We start from the raw sequence: 22,924 nt of genomic DNA, 5'->3' as shown, positions 1-22,924 counted from the left end.
ATACTCAGGCGGGTCGTGCGCCGAAGGCGCGGAACAGCAGCCAGGCCAGCAGGGTCACCGCCAGGGCGCCGCCGATCATCCACGCGGGCGAGCTGAAGATCAGCAGACCACAGGCCAGCAGGGCGCCCAGCCCCAGCAGTCTCTCCCGCGGGCCCGAGCGGCGTCCGGGTGCGCCGACCAGCAGGCTCAGGCCCGCCGCCACGTAGGCCAGCACGACCAGCAGCACCACCATGCCGATGATGATCTCGAACTGGCGCGACACGGTCGGGGCCAGGGTCAGGATGGCGATGACCGACATGGCGGTCGCCACGAACAGCAGGCCCCAGCCGGCCGCGCCGTTGTCCAGCATCCGGCCGAAACGCGCCGGCAGGTAGCCGCGCATGGCGGCGCGGGCGCCGGACTCGCCCGACACCAGCATCCAGCCGCCGAGGGTGCCGGTGGCCTTGAGCGCGGCGGCGGCGGCAACGGCCGCGGCCGCCCAGGGACCGAAGATCCGGGCGGCGACCAGGGCGAAGGGCGCACTGGAGGCTGCCAGCTCGGCGGCCGGCACGATGCCCATCACCAGCACCGAGGACAGCAGGTAGACCAGACCGGCCAGCAGGATGCCGCCGAGGGTTGCCCGCGGCACGTTCCGGTCGGGGTCGCGCACGATGCCGGCCACCATGGCCCCGGTCTCCAGGCCCACGAAGGCCCAGAACACCGGTGCCAGGTTCGACAGCACCACGGCGAGGTCCGGGCGGCCGGTGACGTTCCAGGCCGCCGAGTACAGGCCGGGGTCGAAGTGCGTCCAGCCGCCGACCAGCACCGCCGCCACCGGCAGCAGGCCGAACACCACGCAGAAGGACTGGAAGGCCGCGACCTTGCGCGGTCCGAGCAGATTGACGGCGAACATAAGCCAGATCAGCGCCAGCTGACCGGCTATGCGCCAGCCGGCGTCGCCGCCGTCGATCGGCAGCAGCGTGACCAGGTAACCGAACGCTGCCACGGCGATGGCGTTGTTGCCCATCCAGGAGGCCGCCCAGTACAGGCTGGTGGCCAGGAAGCCCATGTCGCGGCCGAGCGCGGGCTGCACGTAGTCGTCCGGGCAATCGAGCCTGGGATGGTCGCGAGCCAGACGGGCGAATGCCGCGCCCAGCACAACCGCGATCACCGTGCCCAGCAGCCAGCTGAGCGCGGTGACGCCGCCCTGGCCTGCCAGCGAGGCCGGCAGCAGGAAAAAGCCGGACCCGATCATGTTGTTGGCGACCACGAAGGTCGCCAACACGGGGCCGATCTTGCGGACGGTCACGGCCGATGGCGCCGGCGCCGCCGGTGCTTACTGGCGCAGCTTGCTGTGCCGGTAGCCGTAACCGAAGTAAATGCAGAAGCCGACGAAGGTCCAGGCGGCCAGCAGGGCCCAGTTGTACCAGCCCATGAAGAACACCAGGGCCAGGCAGGACAGGGTTCCAAGCACGCACACCACCGGCGCGAACGGCACCCGGAATGGGCGTTGCAGGTCCGGTCGGGTGCGGCGCAGTACCAGTACGCCGATGCAGACGGTGGCGAAGGCCAGCAGGGTGCCCATGCTGACCAGGTCGCCCAGCAGGCCGAGCGGGAAGAAGGCCGCCAGGAAGGCCGCCACCAGGGCCACCAGCACCGTCGCCTTGTGCGGCGTGCCGAAACGCGGATGGGCGGCACCCAGGGCCTTGGGCAGCAGGCCGTCGCGGGACATGGCGAAGAAGATGCGCGGCTGACCCATCATCATCACCAGGATCACCGAGCTCAGGCCGGCCACGGCGCCGACCTCGACCGCCAGCTTCAGCCAGGACAGCGCGGGGTAGGGCTCCAGGGCGGTGGCCACCGGCTTGGCGGTGCCCAGCTCGGTGTAGGGCATCATGCCGGTCAGCACCGCCGAGACCAGGATGTAGATCAGGGTGCATACCACCAGCGAGCCGAGAATGCCGATCGGCATGTCGCGCTGCGGGTTCTTGGCTTCCTGGGCTGCGGTCGAGACCGCGTCGAAGCCGATGTAGGCGAAGAACACGATGGAGGCGCCTCGCAGCACGCCTTCGATGCCGAAACGGTCGCCGCCCTCGTTCTCCGGGATGAAGGGAACCCAGTTGTCGGGGTTCACGTACTGCGCGCCGAAGCCGATCAGGGCCAGGATCACCGCCATCTTCACCGCCACGATGATGGCGTTGGCCGTGGCCGACTGGCGGATGCCGATGTAGCACAGCACGCCGACCGCGCCGACGATCAGCACCGCCGGCAGGTTGAACAGGCTGCCGGTGGCGACGATCTTGCCGTTGGCGTAGGTGAAGGGCGCGCTGGCCAGCACGCTGGGGAAGGTCCAGTCGATGCCGGCCATGCCCGCCAGGTTCTCCATCAGGCTGATGGTGTAGGCCGACCAGCCCACCGCCACGGCCGAGGCGGCGAACAGGTACTCCAGCACCAGACTCCAGCCGACGAACCAGGCCACCGCCTCGCCGAGGGTGGCGTAGGTGTAGCTGTAGGCGCTACCCGAGACCGGGATCATGGCCGCGAACTCGGCGTAACAAAGGCCGGCGAAGGCGCAGGCCAGGCCGGCCAGCACGAAGCTGAGCATGATGGCGGGCCCGGCGTGGTTGGCAGCGGCCTGGCCGGTCATGACGAAGATGCCGGCGCCGATGATGGCGCCGATGCCCAGCAGCACCAGGTGACGCGCGCTCAGCACGCGCTTGAGGCCGGCTTCGCCCTGCAGGCTGCCTTCCACCGGCTCGCCCGCGTCCACGTGTGGCGAGGGTGTCACGGGCTTGACGATCAACAGGTTCTTGAACATGGACGGTTCCAGGGTGGCGGTGGATGGGCTCAGGCTTCGCCGCGCCGGGCGACGGCGCCGGCCGGCTCGATCCTGAGGATCTTGAAGCCCGCGTAGGCCAGTACCCCGGCCAGCACGGGATTGACGAGGTTGAACAGGGCGTAGGGCACATAGTCGAGGGTTGCCACGCCCAGGGTGGCGGCCATGTAGGCGCCGCAGGTGTTCCAGGGGACCAGTGGCGAGGTGATGGTGCCGGCGTCCTCCAGCGCGCGCGACAGGTTGACCGCCGCCAGCCCGCGCTTCTCGTACTCGGAGCGGTAGATTCGCCCGGGCAGCACGATGGCCAGGTACTGGTCGGCAGCCAGCACGTTGGTGCCGAAGGCAGTGACCAGGGTGGCGACGATGAGCGAGCCGGTCGAGCGGGCCAGCTTCAGCACGCTGCGGATCAGCCGCTCCAGCAATCCGGTCTTTTCCATCACGGCGCCGAAGGCCATGGCGCAGACGATCAGCCAGACCGTGTTGAGCATGCTGGCCATGCCGCCGCGGTTGAGCAGCTCGTCCACCGCCGCGTTGCCGCTTTCGCCCCGGTAGCCGTCGAACAAGGCCGTCCAGGCGCCGGACAGCAGGGCCATCGGCCGCGACAGCGTCTCGTCGCCGGCCAGGCGTACGACCGCCTCGGGTTGGAACAGCACCGCGAACAGCGCGCCCAGCAGGGCGCCGACCAGGATGGTGGGATAGGCCGGAAAACGGCGGATGGCCAGCACGAACACCACCACCAGCGGAATCAGCAGGTGCGGCCCGAGCGCGAAGACCTTGGCCATCTCCGCCGAAAGGTCGTCGAAGCCTGCCCGGGTCGCGCCGGCATCACTTCCGGCCGCCAGCAGGCCGAAGCCGGCCAGGGCCAGCAGCAGCGAGGGCAGGGTGGTCCAGGTCATGTGCCGGACATGCGAGAAGAGTTCGCTGCCGGCGGCGGCCGGCGCCAGGTTGGTGGTGTCCGAAAGCGGCGACATCTTGTCGCCGAAATACGCGCCGGAGATGACCGCACCGGCAGTGATCGCCGGGTCCAGGCCCAGGCCCTGGGCCACGCCCATCAGGGCCACGCCCAGGGTCCCGGCCACGGTCCAGGAGCTGCCGATGGCCAGGGCGGTGATGGCGCAGACCAGGCAGGTCGCCGGATAGAACCAGGCCGGGTGCATCAGCAACAGGCCGTAGTGGATCAGCGTCGGCACCGCGCCGGAGAGGATCCAGGTGCCGATGAGGGCGCCCACGGCGAGCAGGATCAGGATGGCGCTGGTGGAAATGGCGATGCCGTGGCTGACAGCGTCCTGGATGTCGGTCCAGCGCATGCCGTTGCGCAGGCCCATCAGGGCGGCGACGCCGCCGGCCAGCAACAGGGCGATCTGGTTGGCGCCGTAGGAGGAGTTGTCGGCATACAGGTACACCGACAGGCCCAGCAGGATGAACAGGACGACCAGAGGCAGGAGGGCCTGCCACAGGCTCGGCTCACGGGCCCCGCGGGCCGGCGAGGATTCGGACATCTAGCGCTCTCTCCCCAGAGGTATCGGCCGAGTGTACCCGAGCAGGCCGGCCTGTGAGGCAGGACCGATGGCATATTCCCCCGGCATCCTCCGGGGTATGGACGGCGCGCGGGCGGACACCGGCGCCTGCTGGTCTTGCGGGACCGGCAGGCAAGACGCCGGATGGCTGTTCCGGCGGGCAGGGCCCCATGGCCGGGTGCCGGCGCCGGTGGCGCCGCTCAGGCGCGGCCGGCGTACTCGCCGGTGGCGGTGGAGACCAGGATTCTCTCGCCGTTGGCGATGTACTCCGGCACCATGATCTCGATGCCGGTGCTGAGCCGGGCCGGCTTGGGCCGCTTGGTGGCGGTGCCGCCCTTGAGCTCGGGCGGGGTGTCCACGACTTCGAGCACGACGTTGGCCGGCAACTGCACCGCCACCGGCACTTCGTCGATCAGTTGCACGTAGCAGCCGGTCAGGCCCTCGGTGATGTAGCCGGCCAGGTCACCGACCGCGTCGGCGTCGAGCTGGTAGGGCGTGTAGTCCTCGTCGTCGAGGAACACGAAGGCTTCGCCGTCCTTGTAGGAGAAGCTGGCCTGGCGGCGCAGGAGTTCCACCTCGCGCAGCTCGTCGTCGGCATCGAAGCTGGCGTCCAGCTTGTTGCCGCCGGGCACGCTGTACAGGGTGAAGCGGAAGCGGACGTTGCCGCCCCGGCCCTGCGGTGAGCTGCGCTCGATGTCGCGCACCTGATAGACGCCGCCGTTGTATTCGACGACGTTGCCCTTCCTGATCTCTGCAGCCTTCATTTTCGGATTCCTGCCTTCGGCCTCTCCGTGGGCGGAAGGACCGCCGGCCGGGGGCACGGTTGTCACGCATGCGGTTAGGCCCTGCCGGCACGGGAGGGCCGGAAAGAACCTATTTGGGCGCCAGTCGCACCGCGCCGTCCAAGCGGATGGTCTCGCCGTTGAGGTAGCGGTTGGAGAGTATGTAGGCCACCAGGTCGGCGAACTCCTCCGGCCGGCCCAGGCGCGAGGGGTAGGGGATGGAGGCCGACAGCGACTGCTGCACCGCCTCGGGCATGCCGTCCACCATCGGCGTCCAGAAGATGCCCGGGGCGACGGTGTTCACCCGGATGCCGAAGCGGGCCAGCTCGCGCGCCATCGGCAGGGTCATGCCGACCACGCCGCCCTTGCTGGCCGAATAGGCCGCCTGGCCGATCTGGCCCTCGTAGGCGGCCACCGAGGCGGTGTTGACGATCACACCGCGCTCGCCGTCCTCGCCCGGCGCGTTGTGCTGCATCAGGTCGGCCGCGGCCTTGGCGACGTTGAAGCTGCCGACCAGGTTCACCATCACCGTGGCGGTGAAGTTCTTCAGCGGCATCGGGCCTTCCTTGCCCAGCACACGGCCGGCGCCGAGGATGCCGGCGCAGTTCACCGCTGCGTTCAGGCCGCCCATGAAGTCGCGGGCGGCGGCCAGGGTGGCGGCGACCTGGGCCTCGTCGGTGACGTCGGTCTTCCAGTAACGGGCGCGCTCCTGGTCGAGTTCGGCGACGGCGGCGGCGCCCTTGTCGTCGTTCACGTCCAGCAGGGCGACCCTGGCGCCGGCGGCCACGAGGTGCCGGGCCACGGCCAGGCCCAGACCGGAGACGCCGCCGCTGACCACGGCGCGGGTATCGGAAAGCTGCATGGGGACTCCCGGGTGCGGAAAGCCGGGAATCTTACCGGAGCCGGGACCGCGCCCGCGAGCGGCCGCTCAGCGGCCCTGCCGGCGCAGATGGGCGGCGAACTCGTCGGGACTCAGCGGCTTGGCGAACAGGAAGCCCTGGCCCAGGTGAATGCCAAGGTCCAGCAGGAAGGTGCGCTGGGCGGTGTTCTCCACCCCTTCGGCCACCACCTCCAGCCCCAGGCTGCGGGCAATGCCGGCCACCGCCTGGCAGATCGCCACATCGGAGGGATTGCCGGGCACGCCCTGCAGGAAGGCCTGGCTGAGCTTGAGGCCGTGGATGGGCAGCCGGCGCAGGTAGTTCAGGGCGCTGTAGCCCTCGCCGAAGTCGTCTATGGTCAGCACCACGCCCAGTTCGCGCAGCGCCTGGAAGGTGCGCAGGGTGTCGGGGGCGTCCTCGATCAGCACCCGTTCGGTGAATTCCAGTTCCAGGGACGAGCCGGGCAGACCGTGCTCGTCCAGGGCGCGGGCAATGATCTGCGGCAGGTCCTCGGTCAGGAACTGCCGGTAGGACACGTTCACCGCCACCCGCGACGGCATCAGGCCGGCACCACGCCAGTCGGCCATCTGCCGGCAGGCCGCACCGATCACCCAGGCGCCGATGTGGACGATGTCGCCAGTGGTTTCGGCATGGCTGATGAAGCGGTCCGGCGGCAGTTCACCCAGGCTCGGGCTGTGCCAACGGATCAGCGCCTCGGCACCGAAGGTTCGGCCGTCGTCCAGCGACACCAGCGGCTGGTAGACCAGGCGGAACTCGTCGTTGTCCAGGGCCCGGCGCAGTTGCGCTTCCACCTGCACCCGGTCGTATTGCTGGCGCTCCAGTTCCGGGGTGAACACCTGCCAGGTGTTGCGGCCGCGCCGTTTGGCGTCGTACATCGCGGCGTCGGCGTTGTTCACCAGCTGCTGCACGGTGCGGCCATGCTCGGGATGCCGGGCCAGGCCGACGCTGGCGGTGATGGAAAACTCCTCGCCGGCGTAACGGAAGCCTTCGCTGAACGCCTGGGTGATGCGCGCGGCGATGGTTTCGGCCGCGTCGCGGCCGGCATCGTCCACCACGGCGAGGAATTCGTCGCCGCCGAACCGCGCCAGCAGCCCATCCTCGCCAACGCAGCGCTCCAGCCGGCGCGCGGCGCTGATCAGCAGCTGGTCACCGGCGGCATGGCCGAGCAGGTCGTTGACCAGCTTGAAGCGGTCCAGGTCGATGTAGATGACCGTGCAGCCGTCACGAGCGTCGCCCAGCCGGCGTTCCAGCTCGCCCAGGATGCCGTCGCGGTTGTACAGCCCGGTCAGCGGATCGGTGCGCGCCTGGCTGCGCAGCGCTTCCTCGATCTGCCGGCGCTGGGTGATGTCCTGCAGGGTGCCGGTGATGCGCGTGGTCATGGGCGCCCGGCCCTCGGCCTGGCCGATCAGCCTGGCCCAGCGCAACTCGCCGCTGGCCCGGCGCAGGCGCACCTCCAGGTCGAAGGCGCCGCCGTCGCGCACCAGGCTTTCCACCGCCTCCCGGACCCGTTGCCGGTCCTCGTCGGCAATCTGCTCCATGACCGATTCCAGGCTGCGCGGCGGGTCGTCGCTGCGGCCGATGATGCGCAGGGCCTCGTCGGTTAGGGAAGGTCTGATCAACGCGCCTTGACCGCTTGATTTCAGCGTCGAGCGCCCGACCAGGCTCGGTTTGACCAAATCAACGCCATTTCGAGCCGTTTTCTACCGGGTTTCCCGTCCATCGGACGGATCTATCCCGTCGGTTGCAACACCCGTCGCCTCGCCATCCACAGGTTCGACAACGCGAACAGCGTCAACACCTGCGCCGCATTCTTCGCCAGCCCGCGGTAACGCACCTTGGTGTAGCCGAACTGCCGCTTGATCACCCGGAACGGATGCTCGACTTTCGCGCGCACGCTGGCCTTGTAGTGCTCCCACCGCGCGGCGTAGTGGCGGTCGCGCTTGTTCTTCATCGCCCGCAGCTTCGACGGCTTCTCCGCGATCAGGAAGCCCGCATCAACATGCTGCAACTCGGCGCGCTTGTCCGCCCCGGTGTAGCCGCTGTCGCCACACACCGTCTCCTCGTGCCCATGCAGCAGCTTGTGCATCTGGGTCACATCCGCCACGTTCGCCGCCGTGCATTCCACGTGGTGCACCAGCCCCGATTCATCGTCCACGCCGATATGCGCCTTCATCCCGAAGTGCCACTGGTTGCCCTTCTTGGTCTGGCACATCTCCGGGTCGCGTTCGCCATCCTGGTTCTTGGTCGAGCTCGGCGCGGCAATGATCGTCGCGTCCACGATCGTCCCGCCGCGCAGGCTCAGGCCCTGGCGCGACAGGTGCGCATTGACCTTCGCCAGGATCTTGCGGGCCAGGCCGTGGCGCTCGAGCAAACGGCGGAAATTGAGGATCGTGGTCTCGTCGGGAATATCGGCAAGCCCGCCCAGCTGGGCGAACCGGCGCATCACCGGCGTGTCGTAAAGCGCTTCTTCCATCGCCGGGTCGCTCAGGGCATACCACTGCTGCAGGAAATGGATGCGCAGCATCGCCACCAGCGGGTAGGGCTGGCGGCCCGGACGGCCCCGCTTCGGGTAGTGCGGCTCGATCAGCGCCAACAACGCCTTCCAGGGCACCACCTGCTCCATCTCGGCCAGAAACAGCTCCCGGCGCGTCTGCTTGCGCTGGCCCAGGTCCTCGGCGTCACCGAACGTCAGCTGCATCGATCGTCTTTCCAGATACGGTGCGCTATTGTCGCCCAGTCAGGCTGATTTGTTCAGAGTTTCCTTAGGTACAGGCGCTGGCGGCCGCCGTCCCATTCCCAGCCGCCGATCCGGGCCAAGGCCTGGGTGCGCAGGAACAGGGCGCTGTCGCGCTTGAGCTCGGTGACGTCGGAGAAAAGCGAGATCACCTGATGCGGACGCTCGGCGCCGGGCCGGAACTGCGGCACCGAGGTGGCGCTGACCCAGGTCAGCTGGCGGCGTCCCAGATGGTACAGGCCGAGCAGTGTGCTTTCGACGATGCGGCCGCTGGCCAGGGCGCGCATCGGCGGCATCTCGTGAAAGCCGATCGGCCAGCCGCGGTGGTCCACCACCAGCCAGTCCTGCCAGCGCAGGTCCTGGACGATGTCGCCACCTTCGGGAATTCCCAGCAGCCGGTGGGCGGCGGCGTTGGCCGACAGGATGGAGCCGTCGGCGCCCTGGAACACCACGCCCTTGTCCATGGCATCGAGCAGGTCGCGGTAGTTCTGCTCGGCCTCGCGCCGGCGGCTCAGGTCACGGGCGACGGCGATGATGTACTGGTGCGGACCGTCGTGGAACAGCGCCGAATGCACTTCCACCGGAAACCGGCTGTCGTCGCCGCGCTGGTTGTTCACTTCCACCACATAGGTGTCGCCGCCGTGCAGCGCCTCCAGCACCGGCCCCATGTGGTCGGGCGGCAGGTCCGGGTTCAGCACGTGTACCAGCTTGCCGACGATCTCCTCGCGCGGGCGCTGGTAAGCGCGCTCACCGGCCCGGTTGAGGTCCAGGATGCGACCTTCCTGGTCGAGGATGCTGACCGGGTCCGGTACCGCGTTGAACAGGTTGAGATAACGACGACGCTGGCGCTCGGCCTCCCCGCGCAGCTGCCGCAGCTCCGCCAGCAGGGCGCCGAGCAGGGCCGGGTCGGCGCCTTCTCCGGCGGCCACCAGCGCCTCCAGCCGGGCCAGCAGGCCGGCCTCGCCGACGGCCGGCCCGGCGTCCGTGTGTTCCGGGGATTTCTCGGGACGGTCAGGGCCCATGCCTGGCGCGGGTTCGAGGTCGGATCCTGGCCCGAGCATACACCGGGCCCATGTCGACCGACCCGGTTCAGACGCCGGCCTGGGCGACCTTGCTGCCGGAGCTCCGGCCCAGCTTCGCCGCCAGCCAGCGGCCGGTTTCGATCAACCGCCCCAGGTCCACGCCGGTACGGATGCCCAGGCCATGCAACATGTAGACCACGTCCTCGGTGGCGACGTTGCCGCTGGCGCCGGGTGCGTAGGGGCAGCCGCCGGTGCCGGAGATGGCCGCGTCCACCACCGCCACGCCTTCCTCCAGGCAGGCCAGGATGTTGGCCAGGGCCTGGCCGCGGGTGTCGTGGAAATGCACCGCCAGCGCGGTCATGGGCAGTTCGGCGGCGACCGCGCGCAGCATGGTCCGGGCCGCGCCGGGCGTACCGATGCCGATGGTGTCGCCCAGCGAGATCTCGTAGCAGCCCATTTCGTGCAGGCGGCGCGCCACCCGCACCACGTCCGCCAGCGGCACCCCGCCCTGGTAGGGGCAGCCAAGCACGGTGGAAACGTAGCCGCGCACCTTCACGCCGTCTTCGCGGGCGCGCTCGAGCACCGGCAGGAAACGCTCGATGCTCTCGTCTATCGAGGCGTTGATGTTCCTGCGGTTGAAGGCTTCGGAAGCGGCGGTGAAGACGGCGACCTCGCTGGCGCCGACCGCGCGGGCCCGCTCGTAGCCCTGCAGGTTGGGCACCAGCACCGGGTAGCTGACGCCGGGCGCCTTGCGGATGCCGGCGAAGACCTCGGCGGCGTCGGCCAGCTGCGGCACCCATTTGGGGCTGACGAAACTGGTGGCCTCGATGCTGCGCAGGCCGGTGGCCGAGAGACGGTCGATCAGCTCGATCTTGTCGGCGGCCGGGATGATGGCCTTTTCGTTCTGCAGGCCGTCGCGCGGGCCGACCTCGACGATGCGGACCTCGGCGGGCAGGTTCATCGCGGCTGCTCCAGGGCGCGGCGGAAGCGCAGCGGTTCGGGCTTGAAGAAATCGGCGCGTTCCAGCGCCGCCAGTCCGTCGGCCACATCCACCCGGCTGAAGATCGAGTAGTCGCGCGCCACCACTTCGCCGTCCAGCTCCTGGTCGATGATCAGGTGGGCGACCCGGCGGGTGTCCGGGCTGCGGACGTCCAGGACATCGCCTTGCACCCGGTAACGCACCAGGTAAACCGCGCCTTCGGCCACGGCCAGATCCACTTCGAAGCGGCGGTGCGCCCAGCCTGCGTCCACCCAGGCGTAGCGGTGCCCGCCGTGCCGGCCGGTGTGCAGGCGCGCGACCTCGCCTGTACGGCGCTGTTCGCCCTGGTATTCGACCACCGCCAGCAGGCAATCCGCGGAGACCTGCAGTTCCATCTCTCCGTCCGGTCCGGGCGGCTCGGCCACCGACAGCCAGCGGCCGGCCAGGGCCGGGTCGCAGGCAGCCTCGGCGGTCAGCGGCGCCTGTTCGAAACGGGTGGCCTCGCAGCCGGCCAGCAGGGCCAGCGCCGACAGCAGAACCCCGTAGCGGCGGACGCGGGCGCGCATCAGGCCTCCAGGGTCAGCAGCACGGCATCGGCCTCGACGAACTCGCCGGCGCCGGCCTGCACCGCCCGCACGACGCCGGCGCGCGGGGCGCGCAGGCTCAGTTCCATCTTCATGGCTTCCATCACCAGCACTTCCTCGCCCTCGGCCACGGCCTGGCCGGGTTCGGCCTTAACCAGCACGATACGCCCCGGCATCGGCGCCCGCACCCGGTCGTCGCCGCCGGCGCCGGCGCCGGCCTCGGCCTGGTAGGCGCCCACCCGCGGCAGCGACAGTCGGCGTTCGCCGTCGTGCACGAAGGCTCGGCCGGCATCGGCCCGGGCGCGCAGGCGCAGGCGGCGGTCGTCGAGAATCAGGTCCAGCCAGCGGCCGTCCAGGCGGGCGGCGCGAACCTCGCGCTCGCCGGCGGCGCCGCTGAGCCGGTAGTCGCCGGCATGGCCGCGGGCGTGCAGTTCCAGGCGTTGGCCGCGGTGCAGGAAACACAGCAGGCGCTCGCCGGCGTGGCCCAGGCGCCAGCCGTCGGCGATGGCCCAGGGCGAATGCGGGTCGCTGCCGGCGCGGGCGGCGGCACGGGTGGCGGCTTCGTCATGCAGCAGCGCGGCCACCGCCGCCGCGGCCAGCAGCTCGGCCGGCGCGTCCTCCTCCGGCGGCAGCACTTCGTCCAGGTGCCGGTCGAGGTAGGCGGTGTGGATGCGGCCCTCGACGATACGCGGGTGGCGCACCAGCCGCTCGAGGAAGTCCACATTCGATTTCGGCCCGACCACCTCGCAATCGGCCAGGGCCTCGCGCAGCCTGGCCAGGGCACGGGGCCGGTCGGTGTCATGCACGATCAGCTTGGCGATCATCGGGTCGTAGTGCACGGTGACGGTGTCGCCCTCGACCACACCGGTATCCAGTCGCACATGCGGGCCGGGTTCGGGAAGGCGCAGCGTTTCCAGCCGGCCGGAGCCGGGCAGGAAGCCGGCGGCCGGGTCCTCGGCGTACAGGCGCACCTCGATGGCGTGGCCGCGGTGGCGGATCTCGCCCTGGGACAGCGGCAGCGGCTCGCCCGCCGCCACCCGCAGTTGCCACTCGACCAGGTCCAGGCCGGTGACCAGCTCGGTGACCGGATGCTCGACCTGAAGGCGGGTATTGATCTCCATGAAATGGAAGTCGCCCCGCGGGCCGACGATGAACTCGACCGTGCCGGCGTTGACGTAGTCGATGGCACGCGCCGCCGCCACCGCCGCCGCGCCCATGCGCTGGCGAAGTTCCGGGGTGAGGAAGGGCGAGGGCGATTCTTCCACCACCTTCTGGTAGCGGCGCTGGGCCGAGCATTCGCGCTCGCCCAGGTGGACGACCTTGCCGTGGCTGTCGGCGAAGACCTGGATCTCGATGTGCCGCGGCTCCTCCACATAGCGTTCCAGCAGTACCCTGTCGCGACCGAAAGCGCCGGCCGCCTCGCGCCGGCAGCTTTCCAGGGCAGCGGCGAAGTCCTCGGAGGCGCGCACGATGCGCATGCCCTTGCCGCCGCCGCCGTGCGCCGCCTTGATCATCAGCGGATAGCCGATGCCGTCGGCCTCGATCTGCAGGCGGCCGGGGTCCTGGTCTTCGCCGGCGTAGCCGGGCACCACCGGTACACCATGACTCTCCATCAGGCGCTTGGCCCCGGCCTTGCTGCCCATCTTGCGCATCGAAGCGGCCTTGGGGCCGATGAATACCAGGCCGGCGGCCTCGACGGCCTCGGCGAAGTCGGCGTTCTCGCTCAGGAAGCCGTAGCCGGGATGGACGGCCTGGGCACCAGAGCGCTTCGCCACTTCGATGATCCGCTCGCCGCACAGGTAGGAGTCCTGCGGCCGTGCCCCGCCGATCGGCCAGGCCTCGTCGGCGAGCCGCGCGTGCTGCGCTCCGGCATCCGCTTCCGAATACACCGCCACCGTCCTGATCCCGAGCCTCCGGCAGGTCCGGATCACCCGACAGGCGATTTCGCCCCGATTTGCAATCAGCACTTTTTCAAACATGGTTTTCGCCACGGAATCCAAGACAGCCTCCAGGGCGGCTTAGCCGGAACCCTGCGCCCAGGCTGGTGGGCGTTTGGAGAGGAAGGCGGCGAGGCCTTCCTGACCCTCGGGGGAGACGCGCAGGCGGGCAATCAGGGCGGCGTTTTCGGCGTCCACGCGTTCGGCGGTTTCGGGGCTGCAGCCTGCCATGCGCAGGGCCAGGCGCTTGGCCTCGTGCTGGGCCACCGGAGCGCCCTTGCCCAGCCAGTGCAGCTGCCGGGCCACGGCCTCGTCCAGGGCGTCGGGCGACACGCACTCGTGCAGCAGGCCGACCCGCTGCGCCTCCGGCCCCTCGAAGACCTCGGCGCTGAGGAACAGCCTGCGCGCCTGGCGCGGCCCGATCGCCGCCGTCACGTAGGGCGAGATCACCGCCGGCACCAGGCCCAGCTTCACCTCCGACAGGCAGAACTTGGCCGGCGTTACCCCGATGGCGATGTCGCAGCAGGCCACCAGGCCGACGCCGCCGCCATAGGCCGAGCCGTTCACCCGGGCAATGGTCGGCTTGGACAGGAAGGCCAGGGTGCGCATCAACCGGGCCAGGCGCAGGGAATCGGCCAGATTGTCGGCCTCGCTGGCGGCGGCCATGCCGCGCATCCAGTCCAGGTCGGCCCCTGCCGAGAAGGTCTTGCCGGCGCCGGTCAGTACCACCACCCGCACCGCCGGGTCGGCGTCCGTGGCTTCCAGGGCGGCCGTCAGCTCGGCGATCAGGCGATCGTCGAAGGCGTTGTGGACCTGCGGCCGATCCAGGGTGAGGGTGGCCACGCCGCCGGCATGGGCGACGTGCAGGGCGGGGCGGTCGGACATCGGGCGCTCCATCGCGGGCCAGCGGGCAAGTGTAGCGGCTGGGCCGCTGAGCCCGAAGTCCGTGCTTCGGGCCGGTCGCGGGTCGGCTCCATCCCCGGGGCCGATCCCGTCTCCGGCACAGGCCTCCGAAGGGGTTCCGGAGGCGGTCCCGGCGCCGGCCGGGGAGGCGGGAACGGACGGATGGCCGAGGTTTTGACCGGGGTCATCGCTTTCCTGTCCCGGCCAGTCTAGAATTGCGAAGCATTCTCATCTGGAGCGCCCATCGTGACCCTTTCCCAGCTAGCCAAGGGGGCCCGTGCCACCGTCGCCGAGGTCGAGCAGCGCAGCCCGGGCGATCCACTCGCCCGTCGCCTGCGCGCCCTGGGTTTCGTCGGCGGCGAGCCGGTACGGGTGGTGGGGACGGCGCCGCTGGGCGGCGATCCGATCCTGGTGCAGGTGGGCTTCACCCGCTTCGCCCTGCGCCGCAGCGAGGCCGAGCGGGTCCGCGTGGAGCAGGTGGACGCGTGAACGCCGCTGCCGAAAGCATCCGCATCGCGCTGCTGGGCAATCCCAACTGCGGCAAGACGGCGCTGTTCAACCAGCTGACCGGTAGCCGGCAGAAGGTGGCCAACTACGCCGGCGTCACCGTCGAGCGCAAGTCCGGCCGCTTCACCGCGCCCTCGGGCCGGCATTTCGACGTGCTGGACCTGCCCGGGGCTTACAGCCTGGATGCGCTCTCGCCCGACGAGGCGGTCACCCGCGACGTCTGTCGCGGCATGCATCCGGACGAGCCGCGCCCGGATGCCCTGGTCTGCGTGGTGGATGCCACCAACCTGCGCCTGCACCTGCGCTTCGTGCTGGAAGTGCGCGCCCTCGGCCTGCCGATGGTGGTGGCGGTGAACATGGCCGACACCGCCCACCGGCGCGGCATCCGCATTGACCTGCACGCGTTGTCCGGGGCCCTGGGCGTGCCGGTGGTGGAAACCATCGGCATCCGCCGCGGCGGTGCCCGGCAGCTGGTGGAAGTGCTGGACCGCGGCGACATCCCGACGCCGCCAGCGGTGGACATTCCCGACGACCTGAGCCTGCACCAGCAGGTGCGCGAGCTGATCGCGCGGGCCGTGGACATGCCGTCACCGACCGCGCACGTGGACGAGGCCCTGGACCGGGTGCTGCTGCATCCCGTGGCCGGCCTGCTGGTGTTGGTGGCGGCCATGTTCCTGATCTTCCAGGCGGTGTTCGCCTGGGCGGCGCCGCTACAGGACGCCCTGGCCGGCGGGGTCGGCGCCGCCGGCGAATGGCTGGCGGCGCTGCTGCCCGAAGGGCATCTGCAAAGCCTGGTCACCGACGGCATCTTCGCCGGCGTAGGCACGGTGGTGGAGTTCCTGCCGCAGATCCTGCTGCTGTTCCTGTTCATCCTGGCGCTGGAGGAAAGCGGCTACCTGCCACGCGCCGCCTTCCTGCTGGACCGGCCGATGTTCAAGGCCGGCCTCAGCGGCCGTTCCTTCATCCCGCTGCTGTCCAGCTTCGCCTGCGCCATCCCCGGCATCATGGCCACGCGCTCGATCCAGGACCCGCGCGACCGCCTGGCCACGATCATGGTGGCGCCGCTCATGACCTGCTCGGCGCGGTTGCCGGTGTACACCCTGCTGATCGGCGCCTTCGTGCCGCGGCAGGAGGTCGGGGGACTGTTCAACCTGCAGGGCTTGGTGCTGTTCGGCCTGTACCTGGCCGGCATTGCCAGCGCCCTGCTGGTGGCCTGGATCATGAAGCGCTGGCGCCGCGGCGGCGAACACAGCCTGCTGCTGGAGCTGCCCAGCTATCGCGTTCCGCATCCGCGCGACATCCTGATCGGCCTGTGGGAGCGCTGCTGGATCTTCCTGCGCCGCGTCGGCACGATCATCCTCTCCCTGACTATCGTGATGTGGGCGCTGCTGAATTTCCCGGCGCCGCCGCCGGGCGCCAGCGAGCCGACCATCGAGTACAGCCTGGCCGGCCAGCTCGGCCAGCTGCTGGAATACGTGTTCGCGCCGATCGGCTTCAACTGGCAGATCTCCATCGCCCTGGTGCCGGGCATGGCCGCGCGCGAGGTGGCGGTGTCGGCCCTGGCCACGGTGTACGCGCTGTCGGCGCCGGACGAGGAAGCCGCCGCCCAGGCCCTGCAGCCGCTGATTGCCAGTGAGTGGCCGCTGGCGACGGCGCTGTCGCTGCTGGTGTGGTTCATCTACGCGCCGCAGTGCCTGTCCACCCTGGCGGTGGTGCGGCGCGAGACCGGCTCCTGGCGCACGGTGGCGGTGATGGCTGTCTACCTGTTCGCCCTGGCCTACCTGGCCTCCTTCCTGACCTTCCAGATCACCCGCTGGATCACCGGCTGAGCGCATGAACGCCTACTGGCCCCTGCTGGAGAACAGCCTGCTGGCCGTGGTGGTGCTGGCTGCGGCGCTCTACAGCTTCAAGCGGGTCATGCCCGGCACCTGGCGGCGCGTGCAGGTGGCGGTGGTGCTGTTCCTGCTCAACCGCCGCAGCCCGCTGCTGCGAGGCCTGGGCCGGAAGATCGCGCCGATGGCGCGGCTGGCGCCGGGCCCGGGCGGCAGGCGGGTGACCGCCAACTGCGGCAACAGCGGCTGCGGCGGCTGCGGCAAGGACTGACTGAAGCGATAAAGAACGAGGCCAGGTTCACTTTCCAGACGAACCTGACCAGGTTCTGTTCTTGCCTTACATGCGGAAGACGCCGAAACGATCCTTCTCGATCGGAGCGTTGAGCGCCGCCGACAGCGCCAGGCCCAGCACCCGCCGGGAATCGGCCGGATCGATGATGCCGTCGTCCCAGAGCCGGGCGGTGGCGTACCAGGGCGAGCCTTGGCGTTCGTACTGTTCGCGGATCGGCGCCTTGAAGGCCTCTTCCTCTTCCTTGCTCCACTGGCCGCCGGCGGCCTCGACGCCGTCACGCTTGACCGTGGCCAGCACGCTGGCGGCCTGCTCGCCGCCCATCACGCTGATGCGGGCATTCGGCCACATCCACAGGAAGCGGGCGCCGTAGGCGCGGCCGCACATGGCATAGTTGCCGGCGCCAAAAGACCCGCCGATCACCACGGTGAACTTGGGCACGTGGCTGCAGGCCACGGCGGTGACCATCTTGGCGCCGTCTTTGGCGATGCCGGCGTTTTCGTACTTCTTGCCGACCATGAAGCCGGTGATGTTCTGCAGGAAGACAAGCGGAATGTCGCGCTGGTTGCACAGCTCGATGAAATGCGCGCCCTTGAGCGCCGACTCCGAGAACAGGATGCCGTTGTTGGCGACGATGCCGACCGGATAGCCGTGGATGTGGGCGAAGCCGCAGACCAGGGTCTTGCCGTAGCGGGCCTTGAATTCCTGGAACTCGCTGCCGTCCACCAGCCTGGCGATCACCTCGCGCACGTCGAAGGGCCGGCGGGTGTCGCGCGGGACGATGCCGTAGATCTGCTCGGCCGGGTACAGCGGCTCACGCGGTTCCTGCAGGGCCAGCGGAACCTGCTTGCGGCGGTTGAGGTGGCGGACGACATCACGGGCGATCTGCAGGGCATGCCGGTCGTCCTCGGCGAAGTGGTCGGCCACGCCGGACATGCTGGTGTGCACCTCGGCGCCGCCCAGCGACTCGGCATCCACGACCTCGCCGGTGGCCGCCTTCACCAGCGGCGGGCCGCCCAGGAAGATGGTGCCCTGGCCCTTGACGATGATGCTTTCGTCGCACATCGCCGGCACGTAGGCGCCGCCGGCGGTACAGCTGCCCATCACCACCGCCACCTGCGGGATGTTGCGGGCGCTGAGCCGCGCCTGGTTGTAGAAGATGCGGCCGAAGTGCTCCTTGTCCGGGAAGACCTCGTCCTGCAGCGGCAGGAAGGCGCCGCCGGAGTCCACCAGGTAGACGCAGGGCAGGTGGTTCTCCAGTGCCACTTCCTGGGCGCGCAGGTGTTTCTTCACCGTCATCGGGAAGTAGGTGCCGCCCTTGACGGTGGCGTCGTTGGCCACGACCACCACCTCGATGCCGTGCACGCGGCCGATGCCGGTGATGATGCCGGCGGCCGGCGCGGCGTCGTCGTACAGGCCGCCGGCCGCCAGCGGCGAGAGCTCCAGGAAGGGCGAGCCCGGGTCGAGCAGGGCGGCGATGCGCTCGCGCGGCAGCAGCTTGCCGCGTTCGACGTGTTTGGCCCTGGCCTTTTCACCGCCACCGGCGGCGGCGCAGGCCAGGCGCTCTTCCAACTCGGCGACGGCGGCGCGCAGGGCCTCGGCGTTCTCCTGGAACTCCGGCGAGCGCGGGTCAACGTGGCTGGACAGGACGGGCATCGAGTTCACTCCCTTGGCGAAGCCCGGAGTGTACAAAAGAAGACGGGCGCGACTCTCGCCGCGCCCGTCGGTATCGAAGCAAGAAAGCGGGAAGGATTACTCCTTCGCCTCGTCCTCGACTTCCTCGGCAGCCTCTTCGACGGCTTCGGCGGCATCGTCCATGGCCTCGTCGGCCGCGGCGGCGGCGTCATCCATCGCCTCCTCGGCAGCGGCGGCGCCTTCCTCCATCGCCTCACCGGCGGCTTCGGCGGCATCGGAGACAGCCTCACCGGCGGCCTCGGCACCCTCGACGGCGGCGTCGGCAGTGGCCTCGGCGGCCTCGGCGGTTTCGGCAGCGGCGTTCTCGGCGGCGGCGGACGCCTCGTCGGCAGCCTGTTCGGCCTGCTGCGAACAGGCCGCCAGGGCCAGGCCCAGGGCCAGGGCGAGCAGGGTCTTGTTCAGGGACATGGGAGTTTTCCTCGTCTGGGAGTGTTGAGTTCGGATATTCAAACGTGCGCCGGGCGCGCACGCCGCCAAAATCATGTCACGAACGGGGTCGCAGTCAAGTGCTCGCTTGAAATACCCCTCAAGCCAGTTCGATCGCCACCGCCGTGGCCTCGCCGCCGCCGATGCACAGGGCGGCCACGCCGCGCTTGCCGCCATGGCGCTGCAGGGCGTGGATCAGGGTCACCACCAGCCGGGCGCCGGAGGCGCCGATCGGGTGACCCAGGGCGCAGGCGCCACCGTGCACGTTCAGCTTCCCGTGCGGGATGCCGAGGGCATGGATAGGGGCCATGGCCACGCAGGCGAAGGCCTCGTTGACCTCGAACAGGTCCACATCGGCGACATTCCAGCCGGTCTTGGCCAGCACCGCCTGGATGGCCGATACCGGCGCGGTGGTGAACCACTCCGGCGCCTGGGCATGGCTGGCATGGGCCAGCAAGGTGGCCAGCGGCCTGGCGCCGGTGGCTTTCGCCGATTCCTCGGACATCAGCACCAGGGCGGCGGCGCCGTCGTTGATCGAGGAGGAGCTGGCGGCGGTGATGGTGCCGTCCTTTTTGAATGCGGGGCGCAGGCTGGGGATCTTCTCGATGTTGCAGCGGCCGGGCTGCTCGTCGGTATCGATGACGGTGTCACCCTTGCGGCCGGCGACGGCCACCGGGACGATCTCGGCCTTGAAGGCGCCTTCGGCCACCGCCGCCAGGGCGCGCCGCACCGACTCGGCGGCGAAGGCGTCCTGCTGCTCGCGGCTGAAGCCGAACTTCTCCGCGCACAGCTCGCCGAACACGCCCATGGCCTGCTTGTCGTAGGGGTTGGTCAGGCCGTCCCAGGCCATGTGGTCGAGCATCTCGACGCTGCCGTACTTGATGCCGGTGCGGGAGCCGTTGAGCAGGTGCGGGGCATTGGTCATGGATTCCATGCCGCCGGCCACCACGACCTTCGCCGAACCGGCCTTGATCAGGTCGTGCGCCAGCATCATGGCCTTCATGCCCGAGCCGCAGACCTTGTTGACGGTGGTGCAGCCGGTGCCGGTGGGCAGGCCGGCGCCCAGGGCCGCCTGGCGGGCAGGCGCCTGGCCGAGGCCGGCCGGCAGCACGCAGCCCATGATCACCTCGTCCACCTCGTCCGGCGCCAGGCCGGACTGTTCCAGCGCGCCCTTGATGGCGGCGGCGCCCAGGGTCGGCGCGGGTACGCCGGTGAACTGGCCGAGCAGGGCTCCGATGGCGGTGCGCTTGGCACCGGTGATCACGACCTTGGACATGATGGCTCCGTGCTTGTCGGGAATGGGGTAGAGGCAATGGCGGGATTATCGCCCGGATGCCGGGCGCGGGGCGAGGGCGGGGACGGACGCCCTGGCGGAAATCGCCCGCCAGCCGGCCGCGGGCGCCGTGCTGGCACATCGGCCGGGCCCACGCCGCCGCGGGAATGCGGCCGCGGCGATGTCGGGCTTCAGTCGCGGCCTTCGAACAGCTCGCGGCCGATCAGCATGCGGCGGATCTCGTTGGTGCCGGCGCCGATCGCGTACAGCTTGGCGTCGCGCAGGATCCGCCCGGTCGGGTATTCGTTGATGTAGCCGTTGCCGCCCAGGGCCTGGATCGCCTCCAGGGCCACCTGAACCGCCGCCTCGCTGGCCTGCAGCAGGCAGGCGGCGGCGTCCACCCGGCTGCGGTGGCCGGCGTCGTAGTCGCGCGCCACCTGGTAGGCGAAGGCGCGACTGGCCTGCAGGGCGGTGTACATGTCGGCGATCTTGGCCTGCATGATGCCGAAGCTGCCGATCGGTGCGTCGAACTGCCGGCGCTCGCGCACGTAGGGCAGCACGACGTCCATGGCTGCCTGCATCAGGCCCAGCGGGCCGCCGGTCAGTACCAGGCGCTCGGTGTTCAGGCCGCTCATCAGCACCTTGACGCCCTGGTTGACCTCGCCAAGGACGTTTTCGGGCGGAATCTCGCAGTTCTCGAATACCAGCTCGCAGGTGTTGGAGCCACGCATGCCCAGCTTGTCCAGCTTCTGGGCGGTGGAAAAGCCCTTCATGCCGCGCTCGACGATGAAGGCGGTGATGCAGCGGCTGCCCGCCTCCTTGCCGGCGGTGCGCATGTAGACCACCAGCACGTCGGCTTCGGGGCCGTTGGTGATCCACATCTTGCTGCCGTTGGCGACCCAGACGTCGCCGCGCCACTCGGCGCGGCAGCTCATCGAGCCGACCACATCGGAGCCGGCGCCGGGCTCGCTCATCGCCAGGGCGCCCTTCCACTCGCCGCTGCACAGCTTCGGCAGGTACTTCTGCCGCTGTGCCTCGCTGCCGTTGGCGTAGAGATTGGAGACGCAGAGGTTGGAATGGGCGCCGTAGCTCAGGCCGACCGAGCCGGAAGCGCGGGAGATTTCCTCCATCGCCACCAGGTGCGCCAGGTAACCCATGTCCGAACCGCCGTACTCGCCGGGCACGGTCATGCCCAACAGACCCAGCTCGCCCAGCTTGGGCCACAGCTCCTGCGGGAAGGCGTTGTCCTCGTCGATGCGGGACGCGCGCGGGGCGATTTCGGCCTCGGCGAAACGGCGTACCGCCTCGCGCAGGGCATCGAGTTCTTCGCCGAGCGGGAAAACGCGCATGGACGACTCCGTGTCTGGGTGTCTGGGTGGGCCTGGTCCGGAACGCCGATGATGACCCGGCCGCCGTGGCGGCCGGGTCCAGGCGGGGCTCAGTTGCCGCGGCGACCCTGGAAGCGCGGCGCGGCCGCGCCCAGATGCGGCAGGCGCAGCTTGCCGATGGCGGCGATGCGCTCCTCGGCCATGCGGTCGGCAGCCTTGAAGGTCGGGATGCCGTCGCGCTTGGCGATCTCGAAGATGCGGCCCAGGTTGTAGTAGATGGTCCGCATCATGCGCATGGCGCGCTCGCGGTTGTAGCCGTCGATCTCCAGCGAGACGTTCATCAGGCCGCCGGCGTTCACCGCGTAGTCGGGCGCGTAAAGCATGCCGCGCTTTTCCAGCTCGATGCCGGCGGCTTCGTTGGCCAGCTGGTTGTTGGCGGCGCCGCAGATCACCTTGCACTTCAGGCGCGGCAGGGTCTTCTCGTTGACCGTGCCGCCCAGGGCGGTCGGCGAGTAGACATCGGCGTCCACGTCGTAGATCTCGTCCAGGCCCACGGCCTCGCAGCCGTACTCGTCCACCGCCCGCTGCACGGCGTCCTTGTTGATGTCGGTGACAAAAACCTTGGCGCCGCGCTCGCGCAGCAGCTTGACGAACTCCATGCCGACGTGGCCCACGCCCTGCACGGCGTAGCTGTACTTGCCCACGTCCTCGTCGCCGAACTTGACCTGCAGGGCGGCCATGAGGCCCTGCAGGGTGCCGTAGGCGGTGAACGGCGAGGGATCGCCGGAACCGCCGTGCACCTGGTGCACGCCGGTCACGAATTCGGTTTCGCGCAGTACGTATTCCATGTCGTTGACGTCGATGCCGACGTCTTCGGCGGTGATGTAGCGGCCGCCCAGCGAGTTGACGAAGCGGCCGAAGGCGCGGAACAGGGCCTCGGACTTGTCCTTGTTCGGGTCGCCCCAGATCACCGCCTTGCCGCCGCCCAGGTTCAGGCCGGACACCGCGGCCTTGTAGGTCATGCCGCGGCTCAGGCGCAGCACGTCCTCCAGCGCCTCCTGCTCGGTGGCGTAGGGCCACATGCGGGTGCCGCCCAGGGCCGGTCCCAGCACCGTGTTGTGGATCGCGATGATGGCGCGCAGGCCCGCGTCCTTGTTGTGGCAGTACACCACTTCCTCGTGGTCCGAGGTGGAGATGCGTTCGAAGATCATGGAGGGCTCCGGGTCCGGCGGATCGGCGCGGCCTGCGCGGGGCAGGCGTAAGATTGTTGGCGAAGTATGATCCGCAAGTTGTTGAAAATACTAGCGCCACAGCCTTCCGAGCGGGGCTGGGAAGGGGCATGGCGGGCCGTAGTGTAAAGCAAACGCTCTAGACGGGCAGGCATCGTGGCCGGTCCCCGCGG

At 69.8% G+C, this 22,924-nt stretch carries 20 protein-coding genes; 3 read left to right on the top strand and 17 right to left on the bottom strand.

Annotated features, from left to right (window positions below; translation table 11 throughout):
- Positions 1-4 precede the first annotated feature (4 nt).
- From F0415_RS09290 to F0415_RS09235, 12 genes are all read right to left on the bottom strand, one after another.
- On the bottom strand, positions 5-1,288 hold the full coding sequence (locus F0415_RS09290) for an amino acid permease (RefSeq protein ID WP_149860940.1): 1,284 nt from the start codon (positions 1,286-1,288) through the stop codon (positions 5-7).
- Between the two features lie 27 nt (positions 1,289-1,315).
- Complete coding sequence (locus F0415_RS09285; protein WP_149860939.1) at positions 1,316-2,797, bottom strand: amino acid permease; 1,482 nt, start codon at positions 2,795-2,797, stop codon at positions 1,316-1,318.
- A 29-nt stretch (positions 2,798-2,826) separates the two neighbouring features.
- Positions 2,827-4,314, bottom strand: coding sequence for a Na+/H+ antiporter NhaC (gene nhaC, locus F0415_RS09280; protein WP_149860938.1), 1,488 nt, complete (start codon positions 4,312-4,314; stop codon positions 2,827-2,829).
- A gap of 218 nt (positions 4,315-4,532) precedes the next feature.
- Positions 4,533-5,096 carry an elongation factor P-like protein YeiP gene (yeiP, locus tag F0415_RS09275; RefSeq protein ID WP_149860937.1) on the bottom strand — a complete coding sequence of 188 codons (564 nt, stop codon included), beginning with the start codon at positions 5,094-5,096 and terminating at the stop codon, positions 4,533-4,535.
- Positions 5,097-5,205: 109 nt separating this feature from the next.
- Positions 5,206-5,976 (bottom strand): SDR family oxidoreductase, encoded by a 771-nt coding sequence (locus F0415_RS09270; RefSeq protein ID WP_149860936.1) that lies wholly within the window; start codon positions 5,974-5,976, stop codon positions 5,206-5,208.
- Positions 5,977-6,042: 66 nt separating this feature from the next.
- Positions 6,043-7,632, bottom strand: a complete 1,590-nt coding sequence (locus F0415_RS09265) for a putative bifunctional diguanylate cyclase/phosphodiesterase (RefSeq protein ID WP_246149927.1) — start codon at positions 7,630-7,632, stop codon at positions 6,043-6,045.
- A 110-nt stretch (positions 7,633-7,742) separates the two neighbouring features.
- Positions 7,743-8,711, bottom strand: coding sequence for an IS5 family transposase (locus F0415_RS09260; protein WP_149860935.1), 969 nt, complete (start codon positions 8,709-8,711; stop codon positions 7,743-7,745).
- 53 nt (positions 8,712-8,764) lie between these two features.
- On the bottom strand, positions 8,765-9,769 hold the full coding sequence (locus F0415_RS09255) for a PAS domain-containing protein (RefSeq protein ID WP_188310352.1): 1,005 nt from the start codon (positions 9,767-9,769) through the stop codon (positions 8,765-8,767).
- 67 nt (positions 9,770-9,836) lie between these two features.
- The gene (locus tag F0415_RS09250) at positions 9,837-10,730 is read right to left on the bottom strand and encodes a hydroxymethylglutaryl-CoA lyase (protein WP_188310351.1); all 894 of its coding nucleotides are present in this window, start codon (positions 10,728-10,730) and stop codon (positions 9,837-9,839) included.
- Positions 10,727-11,314 (bottom strand): hypothetical protein, encoded by a 588-nt coding sequence (locus F0415_RS09245; protein WP_149860933.1) that lies wholly within the window; start codon positions 11,312-11,314, stop codon positions 10,727-10,729. The genes F0415_RS09250 and F0415_RS09245 overlap by 4 nt, the downstream gene beginning before the upstream one ends.
- Entirely contained in the window at positions 11,314-13,311 is a 1,998-nt protein-coding gene (locus F0415_RS09240; protein WP_149860932.1) for an acetyl/propionyl/methylcrotonyl-CoA carboxylase subunit alpha, read from the bottom strand. Before F0415_RS09240 ends, F0415_RS09245 begins: the two co-directional genes overlap by 1 nt.
- A 39-nt stretch (positions 13,312-13,350) precedes the next feature.
- The gene (locus F0415_RS09235) at positions 13,351-14,154 is read right to left on the bottom strand and encodes an enoyl-CoA hydratase-related protein (RefSeq protein ID WP_149860931.1); all 804 of its coding nucleotides are present in this window, start codon (positions 14,152-14,154) and stop codon (positions 13,351-13,353) included.
- A gap of 264 nt (positions 14,155-14,418) precedes the next feature.
- Here F0415_RS09235 and F0415_RS09230 point away from each other — a divergent pair, with 264 nt between their 5' ends.
- Genes F0415_RS09230 through F0415_RS09220 form a run of 3 tightly spaced genes read left to right on the top strand, consistent with a single transcriptional unit; the run spans position 14,419 to position 16,782 of the window.
- A complete protein-coding gene (locus F0415_RS09230; protein WP_149860930.1) occupies positions 14,419-14,661 on the top strand; it encodes a FeoA family protein in 243 nt (80 codons plus the stop codon).
- Positions 14,658-16,508 carry a ferrous iron transporter B gene (gene feoB, locus F0415_RS09225; protein ID WP_149860929.1) on the top strand — a complete coding sequence of 617 codons (1,851 nt, stop codon included), beginning with the start codon at positions 14,658-14,660 and terminating at the stop codon, positions 16,506-16,508. Before F0415_RS09230 ends, feoB begins: the two co-directional genes overlap by 4 nt.
- A gap of 4 nt (positions 16,509-16,512) precedes the next feature.
- Positions 16,513-16,782, top strand: a complete 270-nt coding sequence (locus F0415_RS09220; RefSeq protein ID WP_149860928.1) for a DUF6587 family protein — start codon at positions 16,513-16,515, stop codon at positions 16,780-16,782.
- A 66-nt stretch (positions 16,783-16,848) separates the two neighbouring features.
- On the opposite strand, the gene F0415_RS09215 is transcribed toward F0415_RS09220, so the two are convergent.
- The 5 genes from F0415_RS09215 to F0415_RS09195 all read right to left on the bottom strand — a co-directional run bounded on the left by F0415_RS09215 (position 16,849) and on the right by F0415_RS09195 (position 22,733).
- A complete protein-coding gene (locus F0415_RS09215) occupies positions 16,849-18,456 on the bottom strand; it encodes a carboxyl transferase domain-containing protein (protein ID WP_149860927.1) in 1,608 nt (535 codons plus the stop codon).
- A gap of 96 nt (positions 18,457-18,552) precedes the next feature.
- Positions 18,553-18,903: a hypothetical protein gene (locus tag F0415_RS09210; RefSeq protein ID WP_149860926.1), complete on the bottom strand. Its 351-nt coding sequence runs from the start codon at positions 18,901-18,903 to the stop codon at positions 18,553-18,555.
- 118 nt (positions 18,904-19,021) lie between these two features.
- Positions 19,022-20,197 carry a thiolase family protein gene (locus F0415_RS09205; protein ID WP_149860925.1) on the bottom strand — a complete coding sequence of 392 codons (1,176 nt, stop codon included), beginning with the start codon at positions 20,195-20,197 and terminating at the stop codon, positions 19,022-19,024.
- A 188-nt stretch (positions 20,198-20,385) separates the two neighbouring features.
- Positions 20,386-21,543 (bottom strand): isovaleryl-CoA dehydrogenase, encoded by a 1,158-nt coding sequence (locus tag F0415_RS09200; RefSeq protein WP_149860924.1) that lies wholly within the window; start codon positions 21,541-21,543, stop codon positions 20,386-20,388.
- Positions 21,544-21,632: 89 nt separating this feature from the next.
- Entirely contained in the window at positions 21,633-22,733 is a 1,101-nt protein-coding gene (locus F0415_RS09195) for a Glu/Leu/Phe/Val dehydrogenase dimerization domain-containing protein (RefSeq protein WP_149860923.1), read from the bottom strand.
- Between the last annotated feature and the right edge of the window lie 191 nt (positions 22,734-22,924).

Source organism: Arenimonas fontis, assembly GCF_008386465.1.
Lineage (GTDB): Bacteria > Pseudomonadota > Gammaproteobacteria > Xanthomonadales > Xanthomonadaceae > Arenimonas > Arenimonas fontis.
The sequence above is the reverse complement of the archived record's forward strand: the minus strand, read 5'-3'. Positions and strand labels throughout refer to the sequence as shown.